Here is a 21358-nt window from a genome sequence, read left to right as displayed (position 1 = left end):
TATAGAGCAGTCGGGGGCAAGCGCGGCTGTCCGGATGCGCGCCCGTTCCACGTATTCCGGAAGGACTCCAGCTCGGCCCTTCCGGAATCCACGCAAACCCGCCTCCCGGCACATATTCCGGAAGGGTTCCAGCCCAGGCCTTCCAGAATCCACGCAAACTCGCCTCCCAGCAAGAATTTCCGAAGGATTCCAGTCCACTCCTCCCGAAATCCACGGAACCACCCCGTTTCCGCGAAAAACGGAAGGGCTCCAGCCGAGCCCTTCCGAAATCCACGGAACAGAAAAACCCCGAAACAGAAAAACCACGGAACAGAAAACCCCGAAACAGAAAAACCGCGGAACGAAAGATCCCCGCCGGCGGCCGGTGCCGCGAGCGGGGATCAGGTCAGCAGTTCGGTAGTTGCCGATCAGTAGCAGTGGTTCGCCAGCCAGTAGCTGTACGCGCCCTGGATGGAGCCGTAGCGCGATTCGCAGTAGCTCCAGAACCACTTGAGCTGCGTCTGGTAGTTCGTCGCCCAGTCGCTGCCGGCCGACGCCATCTTCGAGCCGGGCAGCGCCTGCGGCAGGCCGTACGCGCCGGAGCTCGGGTTCGTCGCCGTGACCGACCAGCCGGACTCGTGCGAGATGATGTAGACGGTCGCCGTGAAGTCGGCCTCGGTGTAGCCGTTGGCGATCAGGTAGTCGTGCGCCCACTGCTGCATGTCGCCGACCGGCGTCGTCGTGCCGATCGAGGACGCCGCCGAGCTCGACGACGAGGAGCTCGAGGACGACGAGCTGGACGAAGACGACGAGGAGCCGGACGAGGACGTCGTGGCCTCGGCCTTCTTCGTACCGACGAGGATGACCTTGTCGACCGGCGCCTTCTTGACGTAGGAGGTCAGCGTGTTCGAGGAGACGACGGTGTCGCCGGACTTCGTCACGAGGTTCGTCGACTCGAGGACGCCGTTCTCGCCTTCGGTCTCGACCTTCTCGGTGCCCTCGGCGAGGTTCGGATCTTCCTTGCGGACGGTGTTGAACGCGATGTCGGTGTCGACGGTCTCGATCTGCGCGCCGGCGCGGTTGATCGTGATCGTCGTCGACTCGTCGACCGGCGTCGTCAGCGACGGCGACACGGTGTCATCGGGCTGCAGCGTGATGTCGGCGGCCTCGAGCACCGACTTGACATCGGTGAAGTCGGTGCCGAGCACCGTCTGCGATGCGCCGTTCACGACGACCTTGACAGTCGCCGTGTCGCCGCCGAGCGCGTCACGCGCGTTGCCGCGGCTCGCGGCCGTCGGATCGGTCGCCGAATACGCCGTCGCCGTGCTCGTCGGCTCGGCCGACGCCTTGGAATAGAAAGAACTCGTTACCACGCCGCCGGTCGCCACGAGTGCGACTGCCGCGATCGCCGTGCAAATCTTGATCCACTGACGCTTGCTCAACGAGCGCAGCGTCGGGACGCTTGCCTTGCGATGGTTGGCCATTCTGCTCCTCAAAGTTGCCTACAGTTCCGTCGGCTCTTCGCGCGGCCTCTCGTTGTCGGGTCACACTTCTCTACTGAACGATTCCTCCGCTCTCTCGAACGATTCTTCCGTCCGTCTCCCGACGCCGCGCTGCGCCGTGTCCGCCGGTCCTCCGGGAGGTCCCATAACGAGGCCGCGTCCACGTGCCGAAGCGCATACTGGTTCAGATTGTACTTCCGGTTCTGAACGTTTGCTGTTCCCAACCCCGCTCAGGGCAAAATAATTACCCAATCCCACACAATCTTCACTCAAAATGCCATTTCCAAACAAACATGAGCTCCCTGGAAGGGAGCTGCCGAGCGAAGCGAGGCCGAGAGCCGACCGCCGACCTGCCGAAGGCAGCGAGAGCGCGCCGGAAAGCGCCCTACCCGTTATACGTATACGGACGTCACAATCCCGAGATCCGTTCTCAGGATCATGACATTGTATTTTCCGCTACCCCTAGGGGAATCGGTTCGCCGCGGGCCGGGCTTCGCCCTACCCTTGCGAACCGACGGTCGCCTGCTGGCGACCGAAAATTTTTTTTCGATGAACCTACGCAAACCCTTGTAGGGAGTCCTTTTGCCGAGGCGCTCGGCCAGCTGTCCTCTTTCAGGCCCGTTTCGCATGTCATTTTGCCGAACACCTTTAGTAACACGCCACGCGGGAGCGCCTCGAAACGAACCATTTCGCCGAAGCAGGTCGGCAAAACGGCAGATTAAATCCAATTTAATCTGCCATCTGGCCGAACGCCTCCGGCTAATTGCCACGCGGAGCCCGGCGCAAGACCTATCAATACTCGCCCAAGACCATCCAGAACCCATCCGAGACCCATCCAAGACTCATTCACGCCTCAGCGCGGAGAAAGTTCAAGAAAAGAGCAGCTCGACACACACGTCGCTCTTCACGCGATGAGTCTTCATGGCCGGCATCGCCACCATTTGACGTCGTTCATGCACGTTGCCCCAGCACGATGGGTTTCCGTGTTTCCCTAACGACAGTTACACGATCATAGATCCCCATCCCCATGGGCAAACGTAGTTGCGTAACGCCCGTTACACGCATATAAATCACCCGCGCCAAGGGAAAATATATGCGCGTAACTGCCGTTAAGCATATACGTTTTCCCCTCGCGGAGGGGGGGGTTCCATATGCAGGTAAGTGCCGTTAAGCGCATATAGAACCCCATGAGTCCGAGGAGAAACATGCTTTACAGGACTTTTCGGAGCTTTCTCCAAAATAGATTTTTGCGACCAATACGCTCTTCATCGACCGATCCAACGTCGGCGCCTGTACGCATCGGCATTGCCCGTCACAGTCATGCTTCCAACGCAAGAAGGCTTCCTCCGAAACATTCCGGAGGAAGCCCCATGGTTGCGTGAGTCAGGTTAAAGAGTAGAAGATTGATCGGCGACAGTTACTTCTGCTGCGCGGCCGCCTCGGCGAGGGCGGCGTCGACGTCGAGCTTCTTGGCCTGGTCGATGATCGAATCGAGATCGGCCTCGCGCAGCGCGCCGGCCTGCTGGTAGACGATGTGACCCTTCTTGGCGATCATCAGCGTCGGCACGGCCTGGATGCCGGCCGAGTTGGCAAGATCCTGGTTCTTGTCAATGTCGACCTTGCCGAAGTAGATGTCCGGGTTCGCATCGGCGGCCTTCTCGAAGATCGGGCCGAACGCGCGGCACGGGCCGCACCAGCTCGCCCAGAAATCGATGAAGACAAGTTCGTTGTCGGCAATGACCTTCTCGAAGTCCGCGGACGTAATTTCGTGAGCTGCCATCTGTTGCTCCTTCGTATTGCCGAAGCTGCGGTTTGCAGCCTCTGTTCGAAAGCTGCGGATTGCAGCTCCCGTCAAGACGGCGTCGCCGGCCCGTTGATCCCCGCCGGCCCGGCCGTCATCCCTTGCAACCGAACTTAGCGTAATTTGTTCCGGATTCCCCCGAAGTAAGCCGGGAGTGGAAAGCTCGATCCATACAAATTGATGTCGCGAACCCGGGCTCGCAGCCCGGATTCGCGACATCACAACAGTGCGGCAACAAGGCAGTGACGGAAAGCCGCCTCATATACCTATATATAAAAGGAACCGCCAGCAGAACCGGCAGGAAGACCTGCCGGTCAGAGCGAGGCCTTCTTGCGGCCGCGCTTCTTCATCACGCCGTAGTTCGGTTCCTTGGCGTCGAAGACGAGCGTGTCGTCATCGACCTTCGTGCCGTGCAGCGACGCGTACGCGATCTCGCCCTCCGGCGCGTCCTCGAACGTGAAGTACGGCAGCACGGCGTCCATCAGCACCGGCGTCTTGAGCGTGACCGACTTGCGCGTGCTCGATTCCTTGAAGAACGGCAGCGAGTTCGGATCCTCGGCGCCGCACACCTGCACGGCGAACTGCTTCGTCTTCGGGTTGATCAGGAACTTGACGTGCTCGGGGCCGCCCAGCGCCTCGACCGCGCTCTTGTTGAAATGGACACTGGTTTTCGTGATCGTCAGCACGGCCTTGCCGCCGCCATTCGACGTGCTCACAGCTTCAAAACCCTGCAGTAACGACATCGCACACATCCTTTCGTCGTCTCTCTGAAGATTGAATTCAAGTATATATTAATAGAATTCAACCTGCCAATAATTACACCCCATTACGACATTAATTAAGACTATCTTCCTGAAAATAATCTGGGAATCGGTCATCTTCGGACAAGCTTCGCCAGCCATCTTTACAAAAAAGTTCCATCAAACGGCTTTAAATTACTACGATTCATCCCAACCACCCCCGACCGCCCTTCGATGAAACGTTTTATCCATAACGATTCACAAGCATGACCAATCTCACATTTCATCGGCGTTTCATATCCGGAATTAGCAAAATCGATCCGCGACTTTCAATAATCGCCCTTGCAAAACTCGTCTGTTCAAATGATTGTTTTTGTGAGACAATTTTTATCAATGTCCACTTTTTGATCTTCTCCGCATGGCAATCCAAAATTTCGACTCGCTTCTCTTCGGAACAAGAAATGAATTTGACTTCAAATAATGATCATCAATTGCGAAGTAAGCATTGGTTTGCGCACATTTAATTAATTTTATTTACATAAAAATAAGGCCGTCTTTCTCGCGGAGAAAGGCTCCCTGGCGCCCGCCGCTGAACCATGCAAACGCGAGCCAGCGAACGCTTGCGGCCTTTCCAGGAGCTGCCGAGCGAAACGAGGCTGAGGGTCGACGCGATCGACGCAGTCGATCGCTGCCTCACAAGGATAGGCCGCAGGCCTGCCCGCAGCGAGGCAATCCCACTCCAAACCTCCACCCCAGCCCCCTACCGCCGGTACAGCCGACCCGATATATTGCAGGAAGCTAACAATATTGAACGTTCGAAGGTGACCGCCAACGGAGGAATAGAGGAAGAATGAAAGTCTTGTTTGTCTGCACCGGCAACATCTGCCGCTCCCCGATGGGCGAGCTGCTGTTCCCGAAGTTCTTCGACGGCGAGGATCTCGTCGTCGACAGCGCCGGCACGCAGGGCCTCATCGATCACGAGATCGATCCGTCGAGCCGCAAGCTGCTCGAAAGCGACGGCATCGACTCGTCGAAGTTCCGCTCGAAGCGCCTGACGCCGCAGCTCGCGAAGGACAGCGACCTGATCCTGTGCTTCACGAAGAACCAGCAGCGCCAGATCGCGTCGGTCGCGCCGACCGCTGCGAAGCGCACGGCCACCGTCAGCGACTTCGCGGCGATGTGCGACTACTGCGCCAAGGAAGGCATGATCAGCGGATCGACGCTCGACGAGCGCATCGCCAGCGTCCTCGACAACGCGTCGATGATCCGTCCGATGCTCCCGCCCTCCGCCGACATCAAGGATCCATACCGCAAGGAATTCGAAGTCTTCGAGCAGGCTCACGAGGAACTCGGCGCTGCCATCGCCACGATCGCCGACAGCGTCCTCCCGAAAAAGGGCCACCACCGCGCCGCGTGACCGATCATAATCCCCTGGAAGGGGATCGCTGAGCGGCAACGCCGCGAAGCGAGGGGTCGACGACGAAACGCAAACGGCTCCCCTGCCGAGGGGAGCCGTTTGCGTAGGTAATCATTGAGCGCTATTCGCCAGCGACCTATACCAGATTTCCAGCATCTTGGCGTTGGTGCGGATGTCGTAGCCCTGGGCGGCCAGGTCGGCGGTTCGGCTGCGTCGGGTGCCGACGGTTCGCAGGGATGCTTGGGTTTCGAGGGTCTTGCTCCACACGTCCACGCTCTCGGACAAATCCAGATGTCGCACCAGCTCGGGAACCAGATCCGCTTCGGACGGGACGGACGAGCTCGCCAGCACTGGCAGGTCGCTCGCCTGAGCTTCAATACTGGCAATCCCGAAGCCCTCGTACTGCGACGGGAACATCAGCACGTCGAACGCGCTGTAAAAATCAGCGACGTCGTCGCGCACTCCCAGCACATTCACATGCCCCGTCAGCCCCAGCGATTCGATCCGCGAAGCGACGTCGCTGTTGTACTGCTCGCCAATCAGCGTCAGCCTGGCGTCCGGACGGCGGCGCAGCAGGTCGGCGAAGATCTCGAGCGTGAATCGCTGGTTCTTCTGGTGACTGATGCGCCCGATCTGCCCGACGTGCAGCTGCCCCTCCGCCAGCGAAAGTTCCGCGCGCAGCATCCGGCGGCGCGAATCGCTGAAGCAGAAACGATCCAGGTCGATGGCGTTGCGCATGAAGAAGACGTCGCCGCCGATCTCGTGGCGCTTGCCGAACAGCCAGTCGGACGCGTGGCGCGAGCAGGCAGCGAAGTGGGTCGGGAAGACGGAGGCGAACGGCCGCAGGATTTGCTTCGTGACGTGCCGCAGCAGCTCCGTCCGCGTCGTCGTCGAATGGCTGTGCGCAATCCTCACCGGAATGCCGGCCCGCGCGGCCGCCGACAGCGGGAAGACACTGAGCGTGTTGACATGCGAATGGACGATGTCGGGCCGCGCGCTCGCGAAGACGCGCTCGCAGGCGCGCAGATACGACGGCAGCTGGTGGATCGGCGGGACAGTGTAGATTCGGCCGCCGCGCCGCTCGATCTCGTCGACGGGCACGATTTTCGAATCCTCCTCGACGAGGAAATCAAAGACGACCCGGTCGGTATCGATGTACTGGAAATGGTTGAGAATCGTCGACTCCACCCCGCCGGCAAACATCGACCCGACGACATGGAGGACTCGCAGCGGACGTCCGATCGGCACGTCGACGGACGCGGCGGACGGCACGGCAAGGGCAGCGGCCGGCAAGCCGGCGTCAAGAACGGCAGTCGGCGCGGCAAGCCCGGCGGCACGTCCCGCCGGATTGGCGGCATTCGGGTACGGCAGAGTCGTCAAGGCCCACCCCCTTCCGCGGACATCGGTCGTCCGGCACTCGCATCGGTTGCGTTCAGTGTAAAAAAATTCGGCACTCGAGGTAAGGCTGTGTCAACAAAGTTTGCAGTATTCGCAAAAGCAGGCTGCAGGAATTGTGCACGATTCGACCGGCGTCATGACATTGCCGGGCATCACCCTAGTCCGTGGCACCCAGCGCAACAACAGCACGATGCGAAACGGATTCCATGAGCAAGCCGCACCGCTGGCCGGCCAGGGCAAGACCGACGGCCATGAATACCAGCATGATATTGGGCGGATAGTCGAAGGCGAGATCCACGCAGAACGTGGCCAGCACCACGCCAAGGCACCAAGCCATCGGGCGCGTGACCGGACGCCGGAAGAAATGGACTATCGGAGCGGCAAAGAGTCCCAGGAAAGCAAGCGTGGCCGGCAGGCCCATCTGGACCAGGAGGGCCGGTAATCCCTCGCTGCCGAGATTGTAGTGGCTACCGTTGCCGAGGAGCAGGACAATGATCATGTCAGACAGGGAAAGATCCCGAAAACGGGACCACAAGCCAGACCACTGTCCGGTGCGACCGCTGGCGGTGGAATCGTTGAGCGTCTCGACAATGTTGCGGGAGACGAAGCTCGAGATGATCTCCTGCTGGAACACGAGCAGGTACAGGACAAGCAAGCCTCCGCCAATGAGCAACGCCACGAAATTGCGACGCAGTGTCCGGGAAGGCCAAACGCGAATGCGGCCAAGCAGGATGGCAATCCCGGCGACGGCGAACGGAAGCAGCACGGCACGGGCTCCGCAAAGTAGCAAGCCGACCAATGCGGCAATGATGGCGGCCACTCTGATCACTTTCCATCGCGCCGAACGTGACAGCATAGGCCGCCAGATCAGCATGAGACCCATGCCGAGCACGCAGAAGATGCCGAAATACGTACCGCTCTGGAACGTTGACGGGATTTTCTTGGCAGTGTCGCCGCTCGACGAATACCCGATCGTCTTCTGCTCGATAGCCTGGCCGTATGTGGTGGTCAGTCCCTCGACGGTAACGTTGCTGACGCCCATGAAATATTGCAGCAGTCCGTACGCATTGACAATCAGCAATGCGACAGCCACCAGCTGGAACGCCCGCTGCGTGGCGCGAATTGCGCGAGCGCCCGGTTTCGGTAGCGAGTTCCTGCGTTCTGCATGATCGACTTCCGGCAAGCGGCGCGTTGTCGCGACAATGGCCAGCGGCGATGCGACGACAATAATGACCTGCGCCAGCTTCAATGGTTCGACGCCGCTACTGATCATCCCGAGCGTGAACGTCACCATTCCGAAAGCCAGCAATGGCACATAGCAAATGCCTATCCAGCGAAGGAGCTGAAGCGAGCGCACTGTCTGGTTGGGGTCACGGATCACGATAACGGCGAACAAGACAAGGTTCAGCGTCAGCGAGAGAGCGCCGACGACAATTCCCGACTTGGGAATAACCATCGTGACGAATTGGAAGAGAGTATCCAGCATGGCAACTCCTTCCTTCCCGTTCTTCGACCAGCCCGTCAGTTCATCCTACGGATAGCCGCCGTTCCCCCGCATGCGCAAGCCGCGCACTTGTGCAACTTTTCCAAAATTCCGCCATCACGCATGGCCTGCGCACCCTGTTTCCCGTACGATGAGAGACCGGTTTCATGACAGGGGCCAGTACTCTTTCGTCACGTGAAACAACCGGGAGAAGACCGGCAAGTAACCGAGCATGACCGTGCACCGAAGGAGGCGACATGATCATCAGTATTCCGGCCATGGAGCGGCAGACGACGTCGTCGAACTCCGACCATGCCGGCACTCGTCGACCGCAGGTAGCCATCATCAATTCCGGCTATCTGCCGATTCCTGCTGTCAGTGGCGGTGCCGTCGAGTCGCTCGTCACGATGCTCATCGACGACAACGACCACACCGGAGCGCTCGATCTCACGATCTTCTCGATCTGGACAGCAGAAGTCGAACGATTCGTCCGCGATCGTCAGTACCGTCACACTTCTGTCGTGCTGCTCAAGCCGCCGTCACCGGTAACGATGGCCGATCGCGTGATCTTTCGCGTAGCCACCGCCGCTATTCGCCGCCGTCGCACGGTCACGTTTCGATTCCTGATGCAGCGTCTGTGGTTCGTTGACCAGGTCGGCCGATTGCTTGCCGCCAGCGAGGGCCGCGGCCGGTTGCGATCGTCGGTGGCATTGCCCCGATTCGACCGTATTGTCCTCGAAGACCACTGCTCGTTGTTCTGGGCATTGAAGATACACGGCAACCGCCGCCAGTTTGACGGCCGCGTGTTCCTGCATTTGCACTCGGAAACCCATAGCTGTTTCGGCTGCAATGACGAAGTACACCACTCGGCCAAGGTGCTTGGCGTGAGCCAGTTTGTTGTGGACACGATGGACCGCTACCTACAGGACGCGGATGGCGAAGGCCTCCCCACGAGCAAGCGGGCCGTCTGGCGAAACGGCGTGGATGGTGCACGTTTTCGACCGGCCACTACAGACGAACGCCGGTTGGCGCGAGCACGATTCGGGCTGGATGAAAGCAATGTGGTGCTTCTATTTACCGGTCGACTGATTCCGGAAAAGGGAGCGGTTCATCTGGTCGACGCTTTTGCATCCATGGCTCCCCATGTTCCGGAAGCAGTGCTGCTCATTGCCGGCGAACCGTTTTCCATGGGTGATAACACCAGGGATCCGGTTCGGAAACGCCTGCACGAAGCCATTGCGGATCACGGCCTGGAAGATCGTGTCCGTTTTGCCGGATTCGTGGACTATGAAGACATCCATTATCTATATCACGCCGCGGATATTAGCGTATTGCCATCCATCATGGAGGATCCGGCTCCGCTGACCGTCATTGAATCATTGGCTTCCGGGAAACCGATCATTACGACGAATTCCGGCGGCATTCCCGAATATGTCGACGAGGAGTGCGCCATCTTGCTGCAGCGGGACAAGGATCTGACGGACAGGCTGGCGCAGTCGATGATCGAACTGGCTCGTAACGAATCACGCAGGATGGCAATGGGCCAAGCGGCGTTGTTGCGCGGAACCACATTCAACCGCGAATACTACGCAGTCCAGTTCGGCGACTTGGTCGGCTGTCCAGGCATCTCCGTGGTCGACGAGGAGCTAAACGGCCACGAGAAAAACGACGAGCATGAGGAGAGGATGCGATGACAGGCACAAATGGCGTCTATGGCGTGACAGACCAGGCATTGACGCTCGCTGACATCTTGACGATGATTCGCAAGCATGTGACGACGCTCATGGTGACGCTGGTCGTGGTAGTGCTGGCAGCTGTTGCGTTCCTTGCCGTGTCACCGAAGCAGTATCAGGCCACGGCAGAGTTGTTTGCCTCGTTCAGTGAGATGGACACCGAGGACAACGAAGAACAGTCGACCTCAATTGGCACATTATCGACTGGCAGCTCCTACATCAGTTCGCAGGTGAAGTCATATCCCCGCCTAGCCACAACGAAGGTAGTGCTGGAACCGGTAATCGAGGAGCTCGATCTGGACATGACGGCAGCGCAGCTTGCCAAGCACCTGACCGTCGAAAATCCTTCCAACACGACGTTCATCACGATTACGGCGGAAGCGGAAGATCCTCAGTGGACATACGATGTAGCCAATGCCGTAGCGACAAGCTTGCAGAACACGGTGGAAATGGATCTGTACGGGGATAATCGACGATCACCTGTCGACATTGCCGTGGTTCAGTCCGCTGACCTGCCGACATCACCGAGCTCGCCGAAATCGAAGATGATCATGCTGTTTGCCGTGGTCCTTGGCCTGATTGCCGGCGTGGTCGCAGCGCTGTTGAAGGACCTGTTCAGCAGATCGGTGCAGGACGAACAGGAACTGCAGGAACTGACTCAGGCGCCGATTTTAGGCCGTATTCCACAAGACGAATTACTGGAACACCGTAGGCCGGTTGTTGTTTCCGAGCCTTCCTCGGCCATTGCCGAAGATATCCGGCGTATATGTTCCAATCTGGAATTCAGTATTCCAGTGAGTGGAACGAATTCACGCCTGATCGTAGTCTCGTCCACTAATACCGGCGAAGGCAAGACGACGACTGCCATCAATATTGCCACTGCGCTGGCAGAGCACGGGGCACACGTCTTGCTCATCGATGCCGATCTGCGCCATCCTTCCGTCGCGACAGCCCTCGGCATGGATGCCGCAGCATTCGGGACCGGTCTGAGCCATGTCCTGTCGGGCCGGGCGGCCTTAAGCGATGTAATCATGCCCTACTGGCGGAACAATCTCCATGTGTTGACGGCAGGACCGACACCTCCGAATGTCGCCTCACTCATGAAAAGCGACGCCATGGATGAAATCATGACACAGGCGGTGCAGCATTACGATTTCGTAGTGATGGACACGGCGCCGCTGGTCATTGTCAACGAGGCGGCATTGCTCGCGCGACGTGGCGATGGGCTGGTGTTGGTCAGTCGAAGAAATGTCACGCTGAAGCGGGACCTGAAGACAATTGTCGCCGAAATGGAGACGCTAGGCATTCGCATGCTGGGCACCATTATCAATTCCGACAAGCGAAGTCGCGACACACATTACGGCAATCATGCTTACTACTACCGCACAACACCGCAGACAGATCGGGTGGATTGACAGGGGTCCACGGTGCTTGTCACCGTGGACTTTCTACTCCAGCACGCTATCGATAATCCGACGGTAATAGGCCGCAGCCGAATAGCGTGATGCCCGGGTTTTTCCCCGACGCCCCAGTCGAGTCCTGAAATCCGGATCAGTGGCCAGCCGCAGCATGGCATCCGTCAACGAACTCCGCAAGTCGTCATTGCAATCGATCAGAATGGCCGAACTGTCATCAACATATTCGGGAATGCCACCGGAACGCGTGGTGATCAACGGCTTGCCGGCCGCCAATGATTCGATTATCGTCAAGCCGGCAGGCTCCTGCCAAGTCGACGGCATGACACAGATATCGGCCATGGCGTAGGCGGCAGGAATGTCGTCATGGTCAATGTACCCGGTAAAAGTGATACGATTCCTAACCTGCGGATTAGAAGCCAGCTTGCGGAGTTCTTCCTGATAGGCACTGCTCATGGAAGTATCGAAAAAGAACGCTCCGGCAACGACCAGACGGGCCTCGGGAACACTACGGGCCACCTCAATAAAGGCTTCCACCAGTTCCTTGGCACCCTTGTCTTCCGTAAGGCGGCCAGCAAAAAAGAACACGAGCTCATCTTCCGCGATGCCATGCCTGGCACGAAGATTCCTGGCTTCCCGGATTGCCTTGGCAGTGCCGAACCCTGCAGTGTCAATTCCGTTATGGCAGACTCCTCGTTGCTTCTCAAGCAGCCCTCGCCCTCCTTGGGACAGCAAATAATTATGGAAATTGTCCGTAATGTACTTCGAGACGCCAAGGACCTTGCGAATCTCCTGTAGTTCCCGGAGACAACCAAACGCGTGGAAGACTTCGTTGTGCAAATGGAAATACGTATTGCCGAGATATTGAGCTCCGTTGCCATGTCTCTTGAAGATGCGAAACGAGGCAGCGCTGTTTTCAATGATCACCTTGTGGAATTCAGCATTCGCCCTGGCCAAATGAAGACTGACCTGACGCAGAAACCAGAGTCGTTGCAGAATGTACTTGTACCCCATCAAGTTGGCACGATGAGCGGCCTTTGCCAGCCTGTACATGACGTGGTCTCCCACATGAAAGAGTCTGGGAGTCTTGATGAAAACGAATGAAGTGTGGCGATATGGACCTCGGTCCCGAAGGAATTGCTCAATGGCGGGATTCCAAACGGAGAAAACAGTGAAGTGGCATACAGCTTGCTTTTCATTTTCTTCAATGAGCAGCATGTCCAACGACTCGATGGCGCCACCCTGCACATTCGGCACCGGCAATGTGCCACCAGTAATAAGGGCTACCTGCGGTAACGTTCCCATCTGATGATCCCGAGTTTTCATTAAGGTCTTCTCCTAGGTGACAAGCAATGATTCATACCACTGCATCAGCGATTCGGCATTGGCCTGGATGCCATATCCCCGCTCAGCAACAGTCGCAGCATATGCCGCATCATCACGGTTGCCGACGTGATCATAAGCGAGTTTTTCGAGCGTCTGACTCCACAGAGTGACGTCGGCCTCCAAGGGTAGGTGCTTGACAAGGCCAGGGACTAAATCGGCATCCATGGAAATATTGGAACTCATGAGGACGGGCAGCCCATTGGCCTGCGCCTCCACGCCAACCATGCCGAAACCCTCGTAATGCGAGGGAAAGAGCAACGCATCAAACGCACTATAGTAGGCGGAAACATCATTGCGGAATCCCACAACAGTGACATGGCGTTCAAGATTCCGTTCCCGAATGAGGGCAGGGACGTCCACGTCATTCTGCTCACCGACAAGAGTCAGATGCGCATCTGGTCTGCAGCGGAGCAGATCGGCAAACACATCCAGGATAAAGGGATGATTCTTCGGATAGGAAAAACGACCTACATGGCCAATATGCAATTGGCCATCCGTAAGGCCAAGTTCACGACGTACCGTTTTCCGCGCATGTGCATCGAAGGCAAAACGACCAGGTTCGACTGCATTGCGCATGAGAAACACCTGCGACAGATGATGTGCACCGAAAAGCCACGAAGCTGCCTGCGCAGTGCAAGCCGCATAATGAGTGGCATGGGAACGAGACCAAGGTTTCGTTATTAAAGACTTGATCATGCTCCTCGCGGATCCCGTAGCGTTGCTTGTAGTATGACTATGGGCAACACGGATAGGCACTCCAGCTACATGTGCCATTCCTAATGACAACACATTCCACGCATTCATATGGGCATGAACGATATCGGGATGCTCCCGACGGAAGATGCGCTCGCATTCGCGTAAATACTGGACAGGGTACCTGTCATAAGACGGAACGGTAAAGATTCGGCCGCCATGAATTGTCATGTCCCGGACCGGCAAAACCGGAGAATGGTCGTGGACAAGGAAGTCGAACACCACCCTTCGAGGATCCATGTGGCGGCAATAGTTGAGGACGACGGATTCGATTCCTCCGCCGGTCATGCCTCCCATGACATGCATGACATGAATGGGCTGACTGTGCATGATAATGATATCCGCCTTCTTTGGTGAAATCGTCGCCGAGATCTTCTGGTTCGGTTTTCCATCGTAAAGGGCTGAAAGCGAACAGAAAAAGCATTACAACAAGCATTTGCAGAGTCCGCAAATATCGTGGGCGAATCCCCATTACAGCAACTTGCACCGGTACGATGGTGCCGATGAGGGTGAGGAGTAATGGTGCAGTCAACCCAGTGCAAGCCAAAAATTCGGTCGGTCAGATACAACGTCGCCATGAACCTCATCCTGACGACGTCATCGTTCGTTTTCCCGCTCATCACCACGCCGTATGTAGCACGCATCCTTTCTCCGGAAGGGCTGGGCATGGTGGCATGGGCCGTGTCCTTCGCCTCGTATTTTTCCGTAATTGCCGGTCTGGGCTTTTCGCTGTATGGCCAACGGGAATGCGCCAAGATTCGGGACAATTCGCGATTGCTAAACCGGACCATGGTCGAGCTCGCCCTATTACAGATATGCGCAATGACAATGGCGCTCGCATTGTACGTTGCCGCAGTCGCTTTGGTCCCACAAGCTCGGGAGAACATATGGATCTCTCTTATCTTCGGCGTGAATATCATGCTGACGTCATGCGGATACGAATGGTTCTACCAATCCATTGAGCAATACGGGTACATCACCGCCCGTAGTATCCTGTGCAAGCTGGTGTCGCTGATATTGATGTTCGCTCTGGTCCGGCACGCTAATGACGCGGTGCAGTATGCCATCGTGCTGTGCACCGGCACAGTCGGCACCAACATCTTCAATATTGCACGCCTCCACAAGTATGTCAGCTTCCAGAACCTCTCCGGTTTCAACTGCGTACGGCACCTCAGGCCCATGGTATGGTATTCAATCAACCGCATGGCCAGTGGCATGCGAAGTAACGCGGACATGCTTGTTTGCGGCTTCTTCCTGCCGGATGCCCTTGTCGGCTGTTATTCCATAGTTCTCAAGGTACGTAGCTTCTCATTTGCCGCCGTCGATTCCGTAGGCGGTGTCATGCTCCCCCGATTCTCCTACCATGAGGGTCACGGAGAACGGAGGAAAACACTGGACCTCCTCGCCAAGAATTTCAATTTACTCATCATGATGGCACTTGCGGCAGGAGTCATGTTGACAGTGTGCGCAAATCCCATCATCCTGTTTCTCGGGGGTGCCGACTACCTCGCTGGTCGCCCAGCACTCATCGTCACCGCGTGGGTTCCCTTGTTGTCAGCCTCGGCCGCGACGCTGACCAACTATCTTGTGTCGACCAATCGGGACAAGACAGCCGCCACGCTCAACGTTGTCGGCCTCGTGGTGCAGATCGTGTTCGCCCTCATACTCATTCCAACGTTCGGTATTCTCGGAGCCGCCGTGTCAGTGTTGCTGTATGAAACCGTTTCATTGTCAATGCGTCTGGTCGTTCTACGAAAAGAACTGCGTGTCATCCTTGCGTGGCTTGATCCGTGGAAGAGCGTGATCAGTGCCGGATTGGCCATGTGCTGCGGTCTTTTCATCGATGGATACCTCGGAGGCTGTCACTATCTTCTGGAGATCGTCATTGACGGCGCCGTCATTGCTGCTGTTTATGGCATGTCACTGGTCATTATGCGCGAGCGTTTCGTCATGGGACTGCTTCGTACCGTATCCACACGTTTGCGCAGGCAGGTGACCGCGGCACGATTCATCTTCCGGAAGGAGGAATCGCGCCCGCATGATTTCGCAGACACGACTTCGCGAGAGCTCGCACTGGAGGAGGAGAAAGTTGACCAAGCGTACTGATGGACCATTGGTGACGGTGATCGCGCCGGTGTACAACGTCGAGCGATTTCTCGACTATTTCCTCAAGACAGTGACGGAACAGACGTACCGCAACCTCGAGATCCTGTTGGTCAATGACGGTTCACCTGACGCCAGCGGAGACATTTGCCGTCAATGGGCGCAGCACGATAATCGGATTATCGTTGTCGACAAACCCAACGGCGGGTCCGCCAGCGCCAGAAATGTCGCAGCGCAATGTGCGAGAGGAGAATATCTCATCTTCGTCGATCCCGATGACTGGCTGGAATCGACGATGATCGAAACCATGGTGGCTAATGCCCTGCGGGAAGATGCACAATTATCTGTCATCGCGAGTTGGGATGAATTTGACGACGGAAACCGATATTCGCAGTTTCCGTTGGGCGAATACAGCGTCATGGATTCGGCGGCCGCGTTCCGCGAGATCAATGTCGGACGACTAGGCGTGGCCATGTGGAACAAACTGGTTCGACGCGACCTGTTCTTCACAGGCGATACCGGGCCTATCGAACCGCTTTTCCATTTCAACGAAGAATGGCGTGGCGGCGAGGATGTGGAAGCATCCTACTGGGCAATCGACGCCGCCACGACGATCGTTTATGATACGCAGCGGCTATATCATTACCGGATCCGTAGCGATAGCCTATCCGAGAGCCCGCATGTGTCATTATCGGGAGCCTTGGCCGCCCAAAAGATGCTGGACTTAGTGAACATCAAGTATCCGTCATCCGTACCGTATGCGCAATACGGGTACATGAAGGCGGTCGGCGGAGCGCTGAATCAGTGGAAGCGCGGAGCTACGGCAACCGAGAAAGAAGACCGGCTGCTTCGCAAGCTGGAGACGGAACTCCGCCCGTTTATTCGGGCCAATTTCAAGAAGGTACGGTTGGCGCTTGCCCAGGCAGGAGCACCCATGCCGAAGGAACGATGCATCCAGTTTCTAGCGCTCGGCTGGTGCACACCCGCCTATACTGCCATGCTCCGGTTTTACCGGTGGTGCAGACCGGGAAGGACTCGGCGCGGAGCAGGAATATGAGGCAAGGCGATTCCCCCAGTGCCCTGCATGCTACGACCTAGATCTGACGAGGAATTTCAATACTCTGAACATTCCCAACCGAAGCATGGCTGCAAATGCCAGCGTAGAAGCTGGGCTTGCAGTGATCTTCAGGGAACGAAGAGACGTGCTATACGGTTCTCTTGCGACAAGGCTCCTCAGTTTTTTCTTCTGGGCTACGAACGAGTCCGGATTGTCCGGATGAAACATGTCGAGTTCCAGACACAAGCGAATGCCCTGGACCGTTTTAATCTTGAGCGCATGTTGTAAGGTGGCCTGCTCGTCTGGTGTTCTTGTCGAGATGGTCTCCGCCAAGAAATGGGTCGACGCCACGAGGACCTTTTCAAGATGCCCGGCGAAGTTTTCCGAGTATTCGCCCCTTTTGCCAGGTTGGAACCGGCGAAAGTGATACAGTGCTTCCGGAAAATAGGTGACTCTCTCGGCATAGTGAAACGCATAGAGATTGAAAATATTGTCCTGCATGCGCAGGAGCTCGGGGAGAAAAGTCAGGCTATTCCGGCGCAAGAAGTCGGCGTTGTACAACTTGGCCCAGGGAACGCCGATATTCATGACCTCGGGGTTATGGAACTTGTTCTTGCCGAACAGCTGGAGAAGAGCGTGCAACTTTGTTGTCTCATCCCAGCAGAAAGTCGGCTGTCCAGAGCTTGTCGGGCAATCCGGTATCGGGAAAAAGTGATTGACAATGACCTGATCTTCATCCTCGATGAGGGCATTGCATACGATGACATCGGGAGTCGGGGCACCGATTTCTCCCTGCCGCACCAGGGTCTCGAACATGGTAGCCTCGCACCAGTCGTCGGCGTCGACAAAAGCAATCCATTGTCCGCGAGCACGGGTCATGCCAGTATTTCGTGCAACCGAAACACCCTGATTAGGCTGCTGAATCACGCATAAAGCACCATCGGTTTCCACGGCTGACTTTTCATACCGCTTGCAGATCTCGATGGTCCGGGGATTTGGCGTACCGTCGATGACGACAATGATTTCCATGGCGTTCTCGCGATAGAGAGTCTGGCTGATCAGACTGTCCAGGCACGTGGCGAGATAGTCGTCCCTGATGCGATAGACAGGAACAATGACGGAAAGGCGTGGATTGGAAGGCATAAGCGGTCTTTCTATCAGTGATTTCAAGTGATCATCGATTTGCGGTTGGCTCGCCATTCATCACGTCGCATGGCGAGATATCCCCTTGGATGCTTGAGCACATACTGTGCAATGGGCCGCCAGTGATTCTTGACGGAGACCGGGGCGACGGCACCATGAGATTGCCGTGCATAGCGTCGCTGCATCAAGGCGACGTGCCCCCAAGCCATTGGAACCATCCCATACACATCTCGATGAATGGCGAGGATTTGCGCATAAGCGCGAGCCCGATCGCCGGCAAAACCTGTCACATGCTCTCCGGCATGCCGGGAGCGGACGAAAGTGTATTCCGGCAATCTAATAAAGGTGCCACATTGACGAAGTCGTACCCATAGTTCGTAGTCGTCTTGAACAGGAAGGCTGGTGTTGAATCCTCCTGTTCGGTCCAATGCGGTTTTGCGAATCAGTACTTGGGAGGGGGTACCGACGCAGTCGTTTTCCAGCATGTCGGCCAGCGTAGGCTGTGAGGACTGGAATGAGACAGTAAAGTAAGGCGTCCTGTCGCCATCGTCCTCCTCATAATATCCATGAGAAAATGTCAGGACCGCTTCCTCATCAACTTCGAGAGCCGCCACCTGTTTGGCGAGCTTGTCTTCGTCTATCCAGTAATCATCATCGTCAAGAAAGGCGATGTACTTTCCCCGAGTTTTCCCCGCAAGGGCAAGATTGCGAGCGCGAGCGGCACCGTTGATTCCATCGTTGACGAGCAGCATAACACGGAAACGATCGTCAATGTCAATAGAAGTGACGAAATCTGCAACAGAGGACGCAAACTCGTCGCCGTGGTTGTCGTCGACGATGATCAATTCCATCGGCCCGTCATAGCGTTGCATCAGCACCGAATCCACCGCCCGTTGGAGGAGCGACAATGAACGCCGATACGTGGGAATGACGATAGTGACACTTGGCGATGAGCCACATGTTGAGAAAGCGTTGGGAACAGTTATGTTGTCGGACATTACAAGATCCTTTCTGACGGCCGGGAGAGCGAGTTACTTCGCCGCCGACGGCAGCGGGAGAAGAATTCGAAAAGCGGCAGTATCAGGACCGGGCACCTCAGCATCACGTACTGGAGTTGCTGACGTTTGCCAAGTGACCTGATGTCGATGGACGCAAGAATATCGGCAACGTCTTTGGAGTAGCGGCGTCCATGACTGATCATTGCGATCATGCCAGAATACCGCTCTTCGTCCATCAGCAACCTAAGTTCGCGGAATGTTGACTGAACGACCAACTCCGACCAGCTTCGGCGGATGCACGGATGGCCAAGCAACTTCCATTCTCGCAGCAGCCGAAGCTCCTCACGCAACGCTCTCAGGTACAGTCCGTGATGCACGGCATTGGTAATGCGGGAGGATATGCCGTCAAGACGGTAGTGGTATCCGGCGTAGCTGTGATGGACAAACTCTCGACACCGATACAGGACCTTGGTATTCAACACCAAATCCTGCTTGCGAAGCAAGAACGGGTCGTCTCGCAGACCGAACTTGTTGAGGAAGTCGCGACGGTATAGTTTGGCCCAGGTCACCGCAAAACCACAGCGCGGCACAACGCCATTGACTGACCGAGTGACCAATAGGTTCGCGAACAACGGCACTTTCCAGGTATCGCCGGAGGCGGAGGCATCGAAGTGGACGGGACCAGATAAGAAATGCTCCCGTCGAACCACTCCATTGTCATCGCTGAAGGCATCGGTAGAAATGATGTCAGCTGTCGGCGCTTCGACGGCAAAATCCGCAAGATGTTCAAGATAGTCGTCGACAACGTAGTCATCGGGATCAATGAACGTAATCCAGTCGCCGCGCGCACGGTCAATACCGGAATTCCGGGCTGTCGGCAAACCCTGATTCGTCGAATGGCTGAGAAGAATAAACTGCTCATGCATATCGGCGAAATGACGAATAATCTCAGCGGAACCATCTGTCGACCCGTCGTCAACGACAATCACTTCGAAATTCTGAAACGTCTGATTCAGGATACTGACGAGGATGTCAGGAAGATAGCGTTCCTGGTTGTAGACCGGCACGATGATTGATAACAATGGCCGATGAGCATGGCTGCGCTCCGCAGCCATATTCAGGTAGCTCACGTGTTCGTCTCCTGTCCATCAGAAACGAGGCGAAGCTCCCTCACGCGCACACGCAACGGAGGACGTCGGAAACGCCACAAGACAACGCCGATCATGTCGCATGCCCCCTGCCCTGTTGTTCGCAGGCGGCAACATACCATTGGACGAATGCTTCCAGCCCGTCTTTCAGCGACGTGGATGGACAGTAACTAAAGTCACGTTCGAACGGCACTGTATCCGCAAATGTAACGGGGACATCGCCGGGTTGCGCATCAAGAAACTCCAAGTGCGCAGACGCATCAAAACAGGGCGCGACCGCTCCGGCCCGCTTAAGCTCATCAGCCAGCAGAATGATAAACTTCACCAGCTTGTCGGGATGTCCCTTCCCGATGTTGTATATCGCAAAGGGTGAACGACTTATCGTGATGACTGGAGCTGCAGCAAGCACACGCACGATTCCTTCCACAACGTCGTCGATGTAGGTGAAATCGCGCTCGCAGTCGCCGTAGTTGAACACCTGGATCTTTTCGCCGCGCGTTAGCTTGTCGGCGAACGAAAAGTAGGCCATGTCTGGCCGGCCAGCCGGGCCATACACGGTGAAGAATCGAAGTCCCGTAGTTGGGATGTCGTACAGTTCGCTGTACGAATACGCGAGAAGTTCGTTGCTCTTCTTGGTAGCCGCGTAGAGGCTGACCGGCTGGTCGGTGCAATGTTCGGTCGAGAACGGAACAACACGATTCTTGCCATATACCGACGAGCTCGAGGCAAAGACGAAATGATCTACCGGATGGTTTCGCACAGCCTCGAGCACATTGAAGAAGCCAACGATATTCGACTCGACATAGCGTTCCGGCTGGTCGATCGAGTTGCGCACGCCAGCCTGGGCAGCAAGATTAACGACGATAGAGGGTCTTGTCTCATCGAATACAGCATTCACAAAGTCCCGATCAGCGATGTTCCCTCGACGGAGTTCAAACCGTGCATCTGCATCATTATCTTCCACAGCGAGGCATCGACGAGCATCAACTGCACATTCAATGTCGAGGACACGGGATTCCTTCAATGAGACGTCGTAATAATCATTGAAGTTGTCAACACCGACGACAGTAATATCGTCAAACTGCTCAACGAGCCGACGGCATAGCGCAGCACCGATGAAGCCGGCCGCGCCCGTTACGAGAACAGTGCGACCCGCAAGATCAAGATGATGCTTAACGGTGGCCGTCGTCGTTGATGTGGTCTCCATGACAATCAAGCGTAAAGGTCCAGCGATCGTAACGGAAAGCTGCAGCGCAATTTTTACCGGAGTTCCAAATACCAAATAAATGCTGAGCGTTATAA

The 21358-nt window shown here is 56.6% G+C and carries 16 protein-coding genes; 5 read left to right on the top strand and 11 right to left on the bottom strand.

What is annotated here, in order from left to right; translation table 11 throughout:
* Positions 1 to 407: 407 nt before the first annotated feature.
* From F6S87_RS07150 to F6S87_RS07140, 3 genes are all read right to left on the bottom strand, one after another.
* Positions 408 to 1463: an aggregation-promoting factor C-terminal-like domain-containing protein gene (locus F6S87_RS07150; protein ID WP_163227968.1), complete on the bottom strand. Its 1056-nt coding sequence runs from the start codon at positions 1461 to 1463 to the stop codon at positions 408 to 410.
* A 1435-nt stretch (positions 1464 to 2898) separates the two neighbouring features.
* Complete coding sequence (gene trxA / locus F6S87_RS07145; protein WP_163227967.1) at positions 2899 to 3261, bottom strand: thioredoxin; 363 nt, start codon at positions 3259 to 3261, stop codon at positions 2899 to 2901.
* A gap of 335 nt (positions 3262 to 3596) precedes the next feature.
* Complete coding sequence (locus F6S87_RS07140) at positions 3597 to 4025, bottom strand: hypothetical protein (protein ID WP_163227966.1); 429 nt, start codon at positions 4023 to 4025, stop codon at positions 3597 to 3599.
* An 847-nt stretch (positions 4026 to 4872) separates the two neighbouring features.
* On the opposite strand from F6S87_RS07140, the gene F6S87_RS07135 reads away from it, so the two are divergent.
* On the top strand, positions 4873 to 5439 hold the full coding sequence (locus F6S87_RS07135; RefSeq protein WP_163227965.1) for an arsenate reductase/protein-tyrosine-phosphatase family protein: 567 nt from the start codon (positions 4873 to 4875) through the stop codon (positions 5437 to 5439).
* Positions 5440 to 5550: 111 nt separating this feature from the next.
* Here F6S87_RS07135 and F6S87_RS07130 read toward each other — a convergent pair whose 3' ends face one another.
* Positions 5551 to 6819: a glycosyltransferase gene (locus tag F6S87_RS07130; protein ID WP_163227964.1), complete on the bottom strand. Its 1269-nt coding sequence runs from the start codon at positions 6817 to 6819 to the stop codon at positions 5551 to 5553.
* 175 nt (positions 6820 to 6994) lie between these two features.
* Complete coding sequence (locus tag F6S87_RS07125) at positions 6995 to 8323, bottom strand: O-antigen ligase family protein (protein WP_163227963.1); 1329 nt, start codon at positions 8321 to 8323, stop codon at positions 6995 to 6997.
* A gap of 254 nt (positions 8324 to 8577) precedes the next feature.
* Between F6S87_RS07125 and F6S87_RS07120 the strand changes: the two genes are divergently transcribed.
* Together F6S87_RS07120 and F6S87_RS07115 are read left to right on the top strand one after the other, a co-directional pair.
* Positions 8578 to 10014 (top strand): glycosyltransferase family 4 protein, encoded by a 1437-nt coding sequence (locus tag F6S87_RS07120; RefSeq protein WP_163227962.1) that lies wholly within the window; start codon positions 8578 to 8580, stop codon positions 10012 to 10014.
* A complete protein-coding gene (locus tag F6S87_RS07115; RefSeq protein ID WP_163227961.1) occupies positions 10011 to 11468 on the top strand; it encodes a polysaccharide biosynthesis tyrosine autokinase in 1458 nt (485 codons plus the stop codon). Before F6S87_RS07120 ends, F6S87_RS07115 begins: the two co-directional genes overlap by 4 nt.
* Before the next feature lie 33 nt (positions 11469 to 11501).
* Here the strand turns inward: F6S87_RS07115 and F6S87_RS07110 are convergent, their stop codons facing one another.
* Both F6S87_RS07110 and F6S87_RS08885 read right to left on the bottom strand, forming a co-directional pair.
* On the bottom strand, positions 11502 to 12794 hold the full coding sequence (locus F6S87_RS07110) for a glycosyltransferase family 4 protein (protein WP_163227960.1): 1293 nt from the start codon (positions 12792 to 12794) through the stop codon (positions 11502 to 11504).
* A gap of 12 nt (positions 12795 to 12806) precedes the next feature.
* Positions 12807 to 13895 carry a glycosyltransferase gene (locus F6S87_RS08885; protein ID WP_331270777.1) on the bottom strand — a complete coding sequence of 363 codons (1089 nt, stop codon included), beginning with the start codon at positions 13893 to 13895 and terminating at the stop codon, positions 12807 to 12809.
* A 231-nt stretch (positions 13896 to 14126) separates the two neighbouring features.
* Between F6S87_RS08885 and F6S87_RS07100 the strand changes: the two genes are divergently transcribed.
* Both F6S87_RS07100 and F6S87_RS07095 read left to right on the top strand, forming a co-directional pair.
* Complete coding sequence (locus F6S87_RS07100) at positions 14127 to 15713, top strand: flippase (protein ID WP_163227958.1); 1587 nt, start codon at positions 14127 to 14129, stop codon at positions 15711 to 15713.
* Complete coding sequence (locus F6S87_RS07095; protein ID WP_163227957.1) at positions 15697 to 16767, top strand: glycosyltransferase family 2 protein; 1071 nt, start codon at positions 15697 to 15699, stop codon at positions 16765 to 16767. The genes F6S87_RS07100 and F6S87_RS07095 overlap by 17 nt, the downstream gene beginning before the upstream one ends.
* 30 nt (positions 16768 to 16797) lie before the next feature.
* Here F6S87_RS07095 and F6S87_RS07090 read toward each other — a convergent pair whose 3' ends face one another.
* From F6S87_RS07090 to F6S87_RS07075, 4 genes are all read right to left on the bottom strand, one after another.
* The gene (locus F6S87_RS07090; RefSeq protein WP_163227956.1) at positions 16798 to 17967 is read right to left on the bottom strand and encodes a glycosyltransferase; all 1170 of its coding nucleotides are present in this window, start codon (positions 17965 to 17967) and stop codon (positions 16798 to 16800) included.
* Positions 17934 to 18908, bottom strand: a complete 975-nt coding sequence (locus F6S87_RS07085) for a glycosyltransferase family 2 protein (protein WP_163227955.1) — start codon at positions 18906 to 18908, stop codon at positions 17934 to 17936. Before F6S87_RS07085 ends, F6S87_RS07090 begins: the two co-directional genes overlap by 34 nt.
* Complete coding sequence (locus F6S87_RS07080) at positions 18908 to 20038, bottom strand: glycosyltransferase family 2 protein (protein WP_163227954.1); 1131 nt, start codon at positions 20036 to 20038, stop codon at positions 18908 to 18910. Before F6S87_RS07080 ends, F6S87_RS07085 begins: the two co-directional genes overlap by 1 nt.
* Positions 20039 to 20129: 91 nt before the next feature.
* Entirely contained in the window at positions 20130 to 21338 is a 1209-nt protein-coding gene (locus F6S87_RS07075; RefSeq protein WP_231129434.1) for an NAD-dependent epimerase/dehydratase family protein, read from the bottom strand.
* Positions 21339 to 21358 lie beyond the last annotated feature (20 nt).

This window comes from Bifidobacterium choloepi (genome assembly GCF_010667615.1).
GTDB lineage: Bacteria > Actinomycetota > Actinomycetes > Actinomycetales > Bifidobacteriaceae > Bifidobacterium > Bifidobacterium choloepi.
Note: the sequence above shows the minus strand (reverse complement) of the source record. Positions and strands in the feature narration are given on the sequence as shown.

Excerpts from the sequence above, each read along its gene's own strand:
- F6S87_RS07150 (WP_163227968.1), bottom strand. The coding sequence starts at position 1,463 with ATGGCCAACCATCGCAAGGCAAGCGTCCCGACGCTGCGCTCGTTGAGC.
- F6S87_RS07100 (WP_163227958.1), top strand. The coding sequence starts at position 14,127 with ATGGTGCAGTCAACCCAGTGCAAGCCAAAAATTCGGTCGGTCAGATAC.
- F6S87_RS07140 (WP_163227966.1), bottom strand. The coding sequence starts at position 4,025 with ATGTCGTTACTGCAGGGTTTTGAAGCTGTGAGCACGTCGAATGGCGGC.
- F6S87_RS07115 (WP_163227961.1), top strand. The coding sequence starts at position 10,011 with ATGACAGGCACAAATGGCGTCTATGGCGTGACAGACCAGGCATTGACG.
- F6S87_RS07120 (WP_163227962.1), top strand. The coding sequence starts at position 8,578 with ATGATCATCAGTATTCCGGCCATGGAGCGGCAGACGACGTCGTCGAAC.
- F6S87_RS07135 (WP_163227965.1), top strand. The coding sequence starts at position 4,873 with ATGAAAGTCTTGTTTGTCTGCACCGGCAACATCTGCCGCTCCCCGATG.
- F6S87_RS07125 (WP_163227963.1), bottom strand. The coding sequence starts at position 8,323 with ATGCTGGATACTCTCTTCCAATTCGTCACGATGGTTATTCCCAAGTCG.
- F6S87_RS08885 (WP_331270777.1), bottom strand. The coding sequence starts at position 13,895 with ATGACCGGCGGAGGAATCGAATCCGTCGTCCTCAACTATTGCCGCCAC.
- F6S87_RS07090 (WP_163227956.1), bottom strand. The coding sequence starts at position 17,967 with ATGGCGAGCCAACCGCAAATCGATGATCACTTGAAATCACTGATAGAA.
- F6S87_RS07110 (WP_163227960.1), bottom strand. The coding sequence starts at position 12,794 with ATGAAAACTCGGGATCATCAGATGGGAACGTTACCGCAGGTAGCCCTT.
- trxA (WP_163227967.1), bottom strand. The coding sequence starts at position 3,261 with ATGGCAGCTCACGAAATTACGTCCGCGGACTTCGAGAAGGTCATTGCC.
- F6S87_RS07085 (WP_163227955.1), bottom strand. The coding sequence starts at position 18,908 with ATGTCCGACAACATAACTGTTCCCAACGCTTTCTCAACATGTGGCTCA.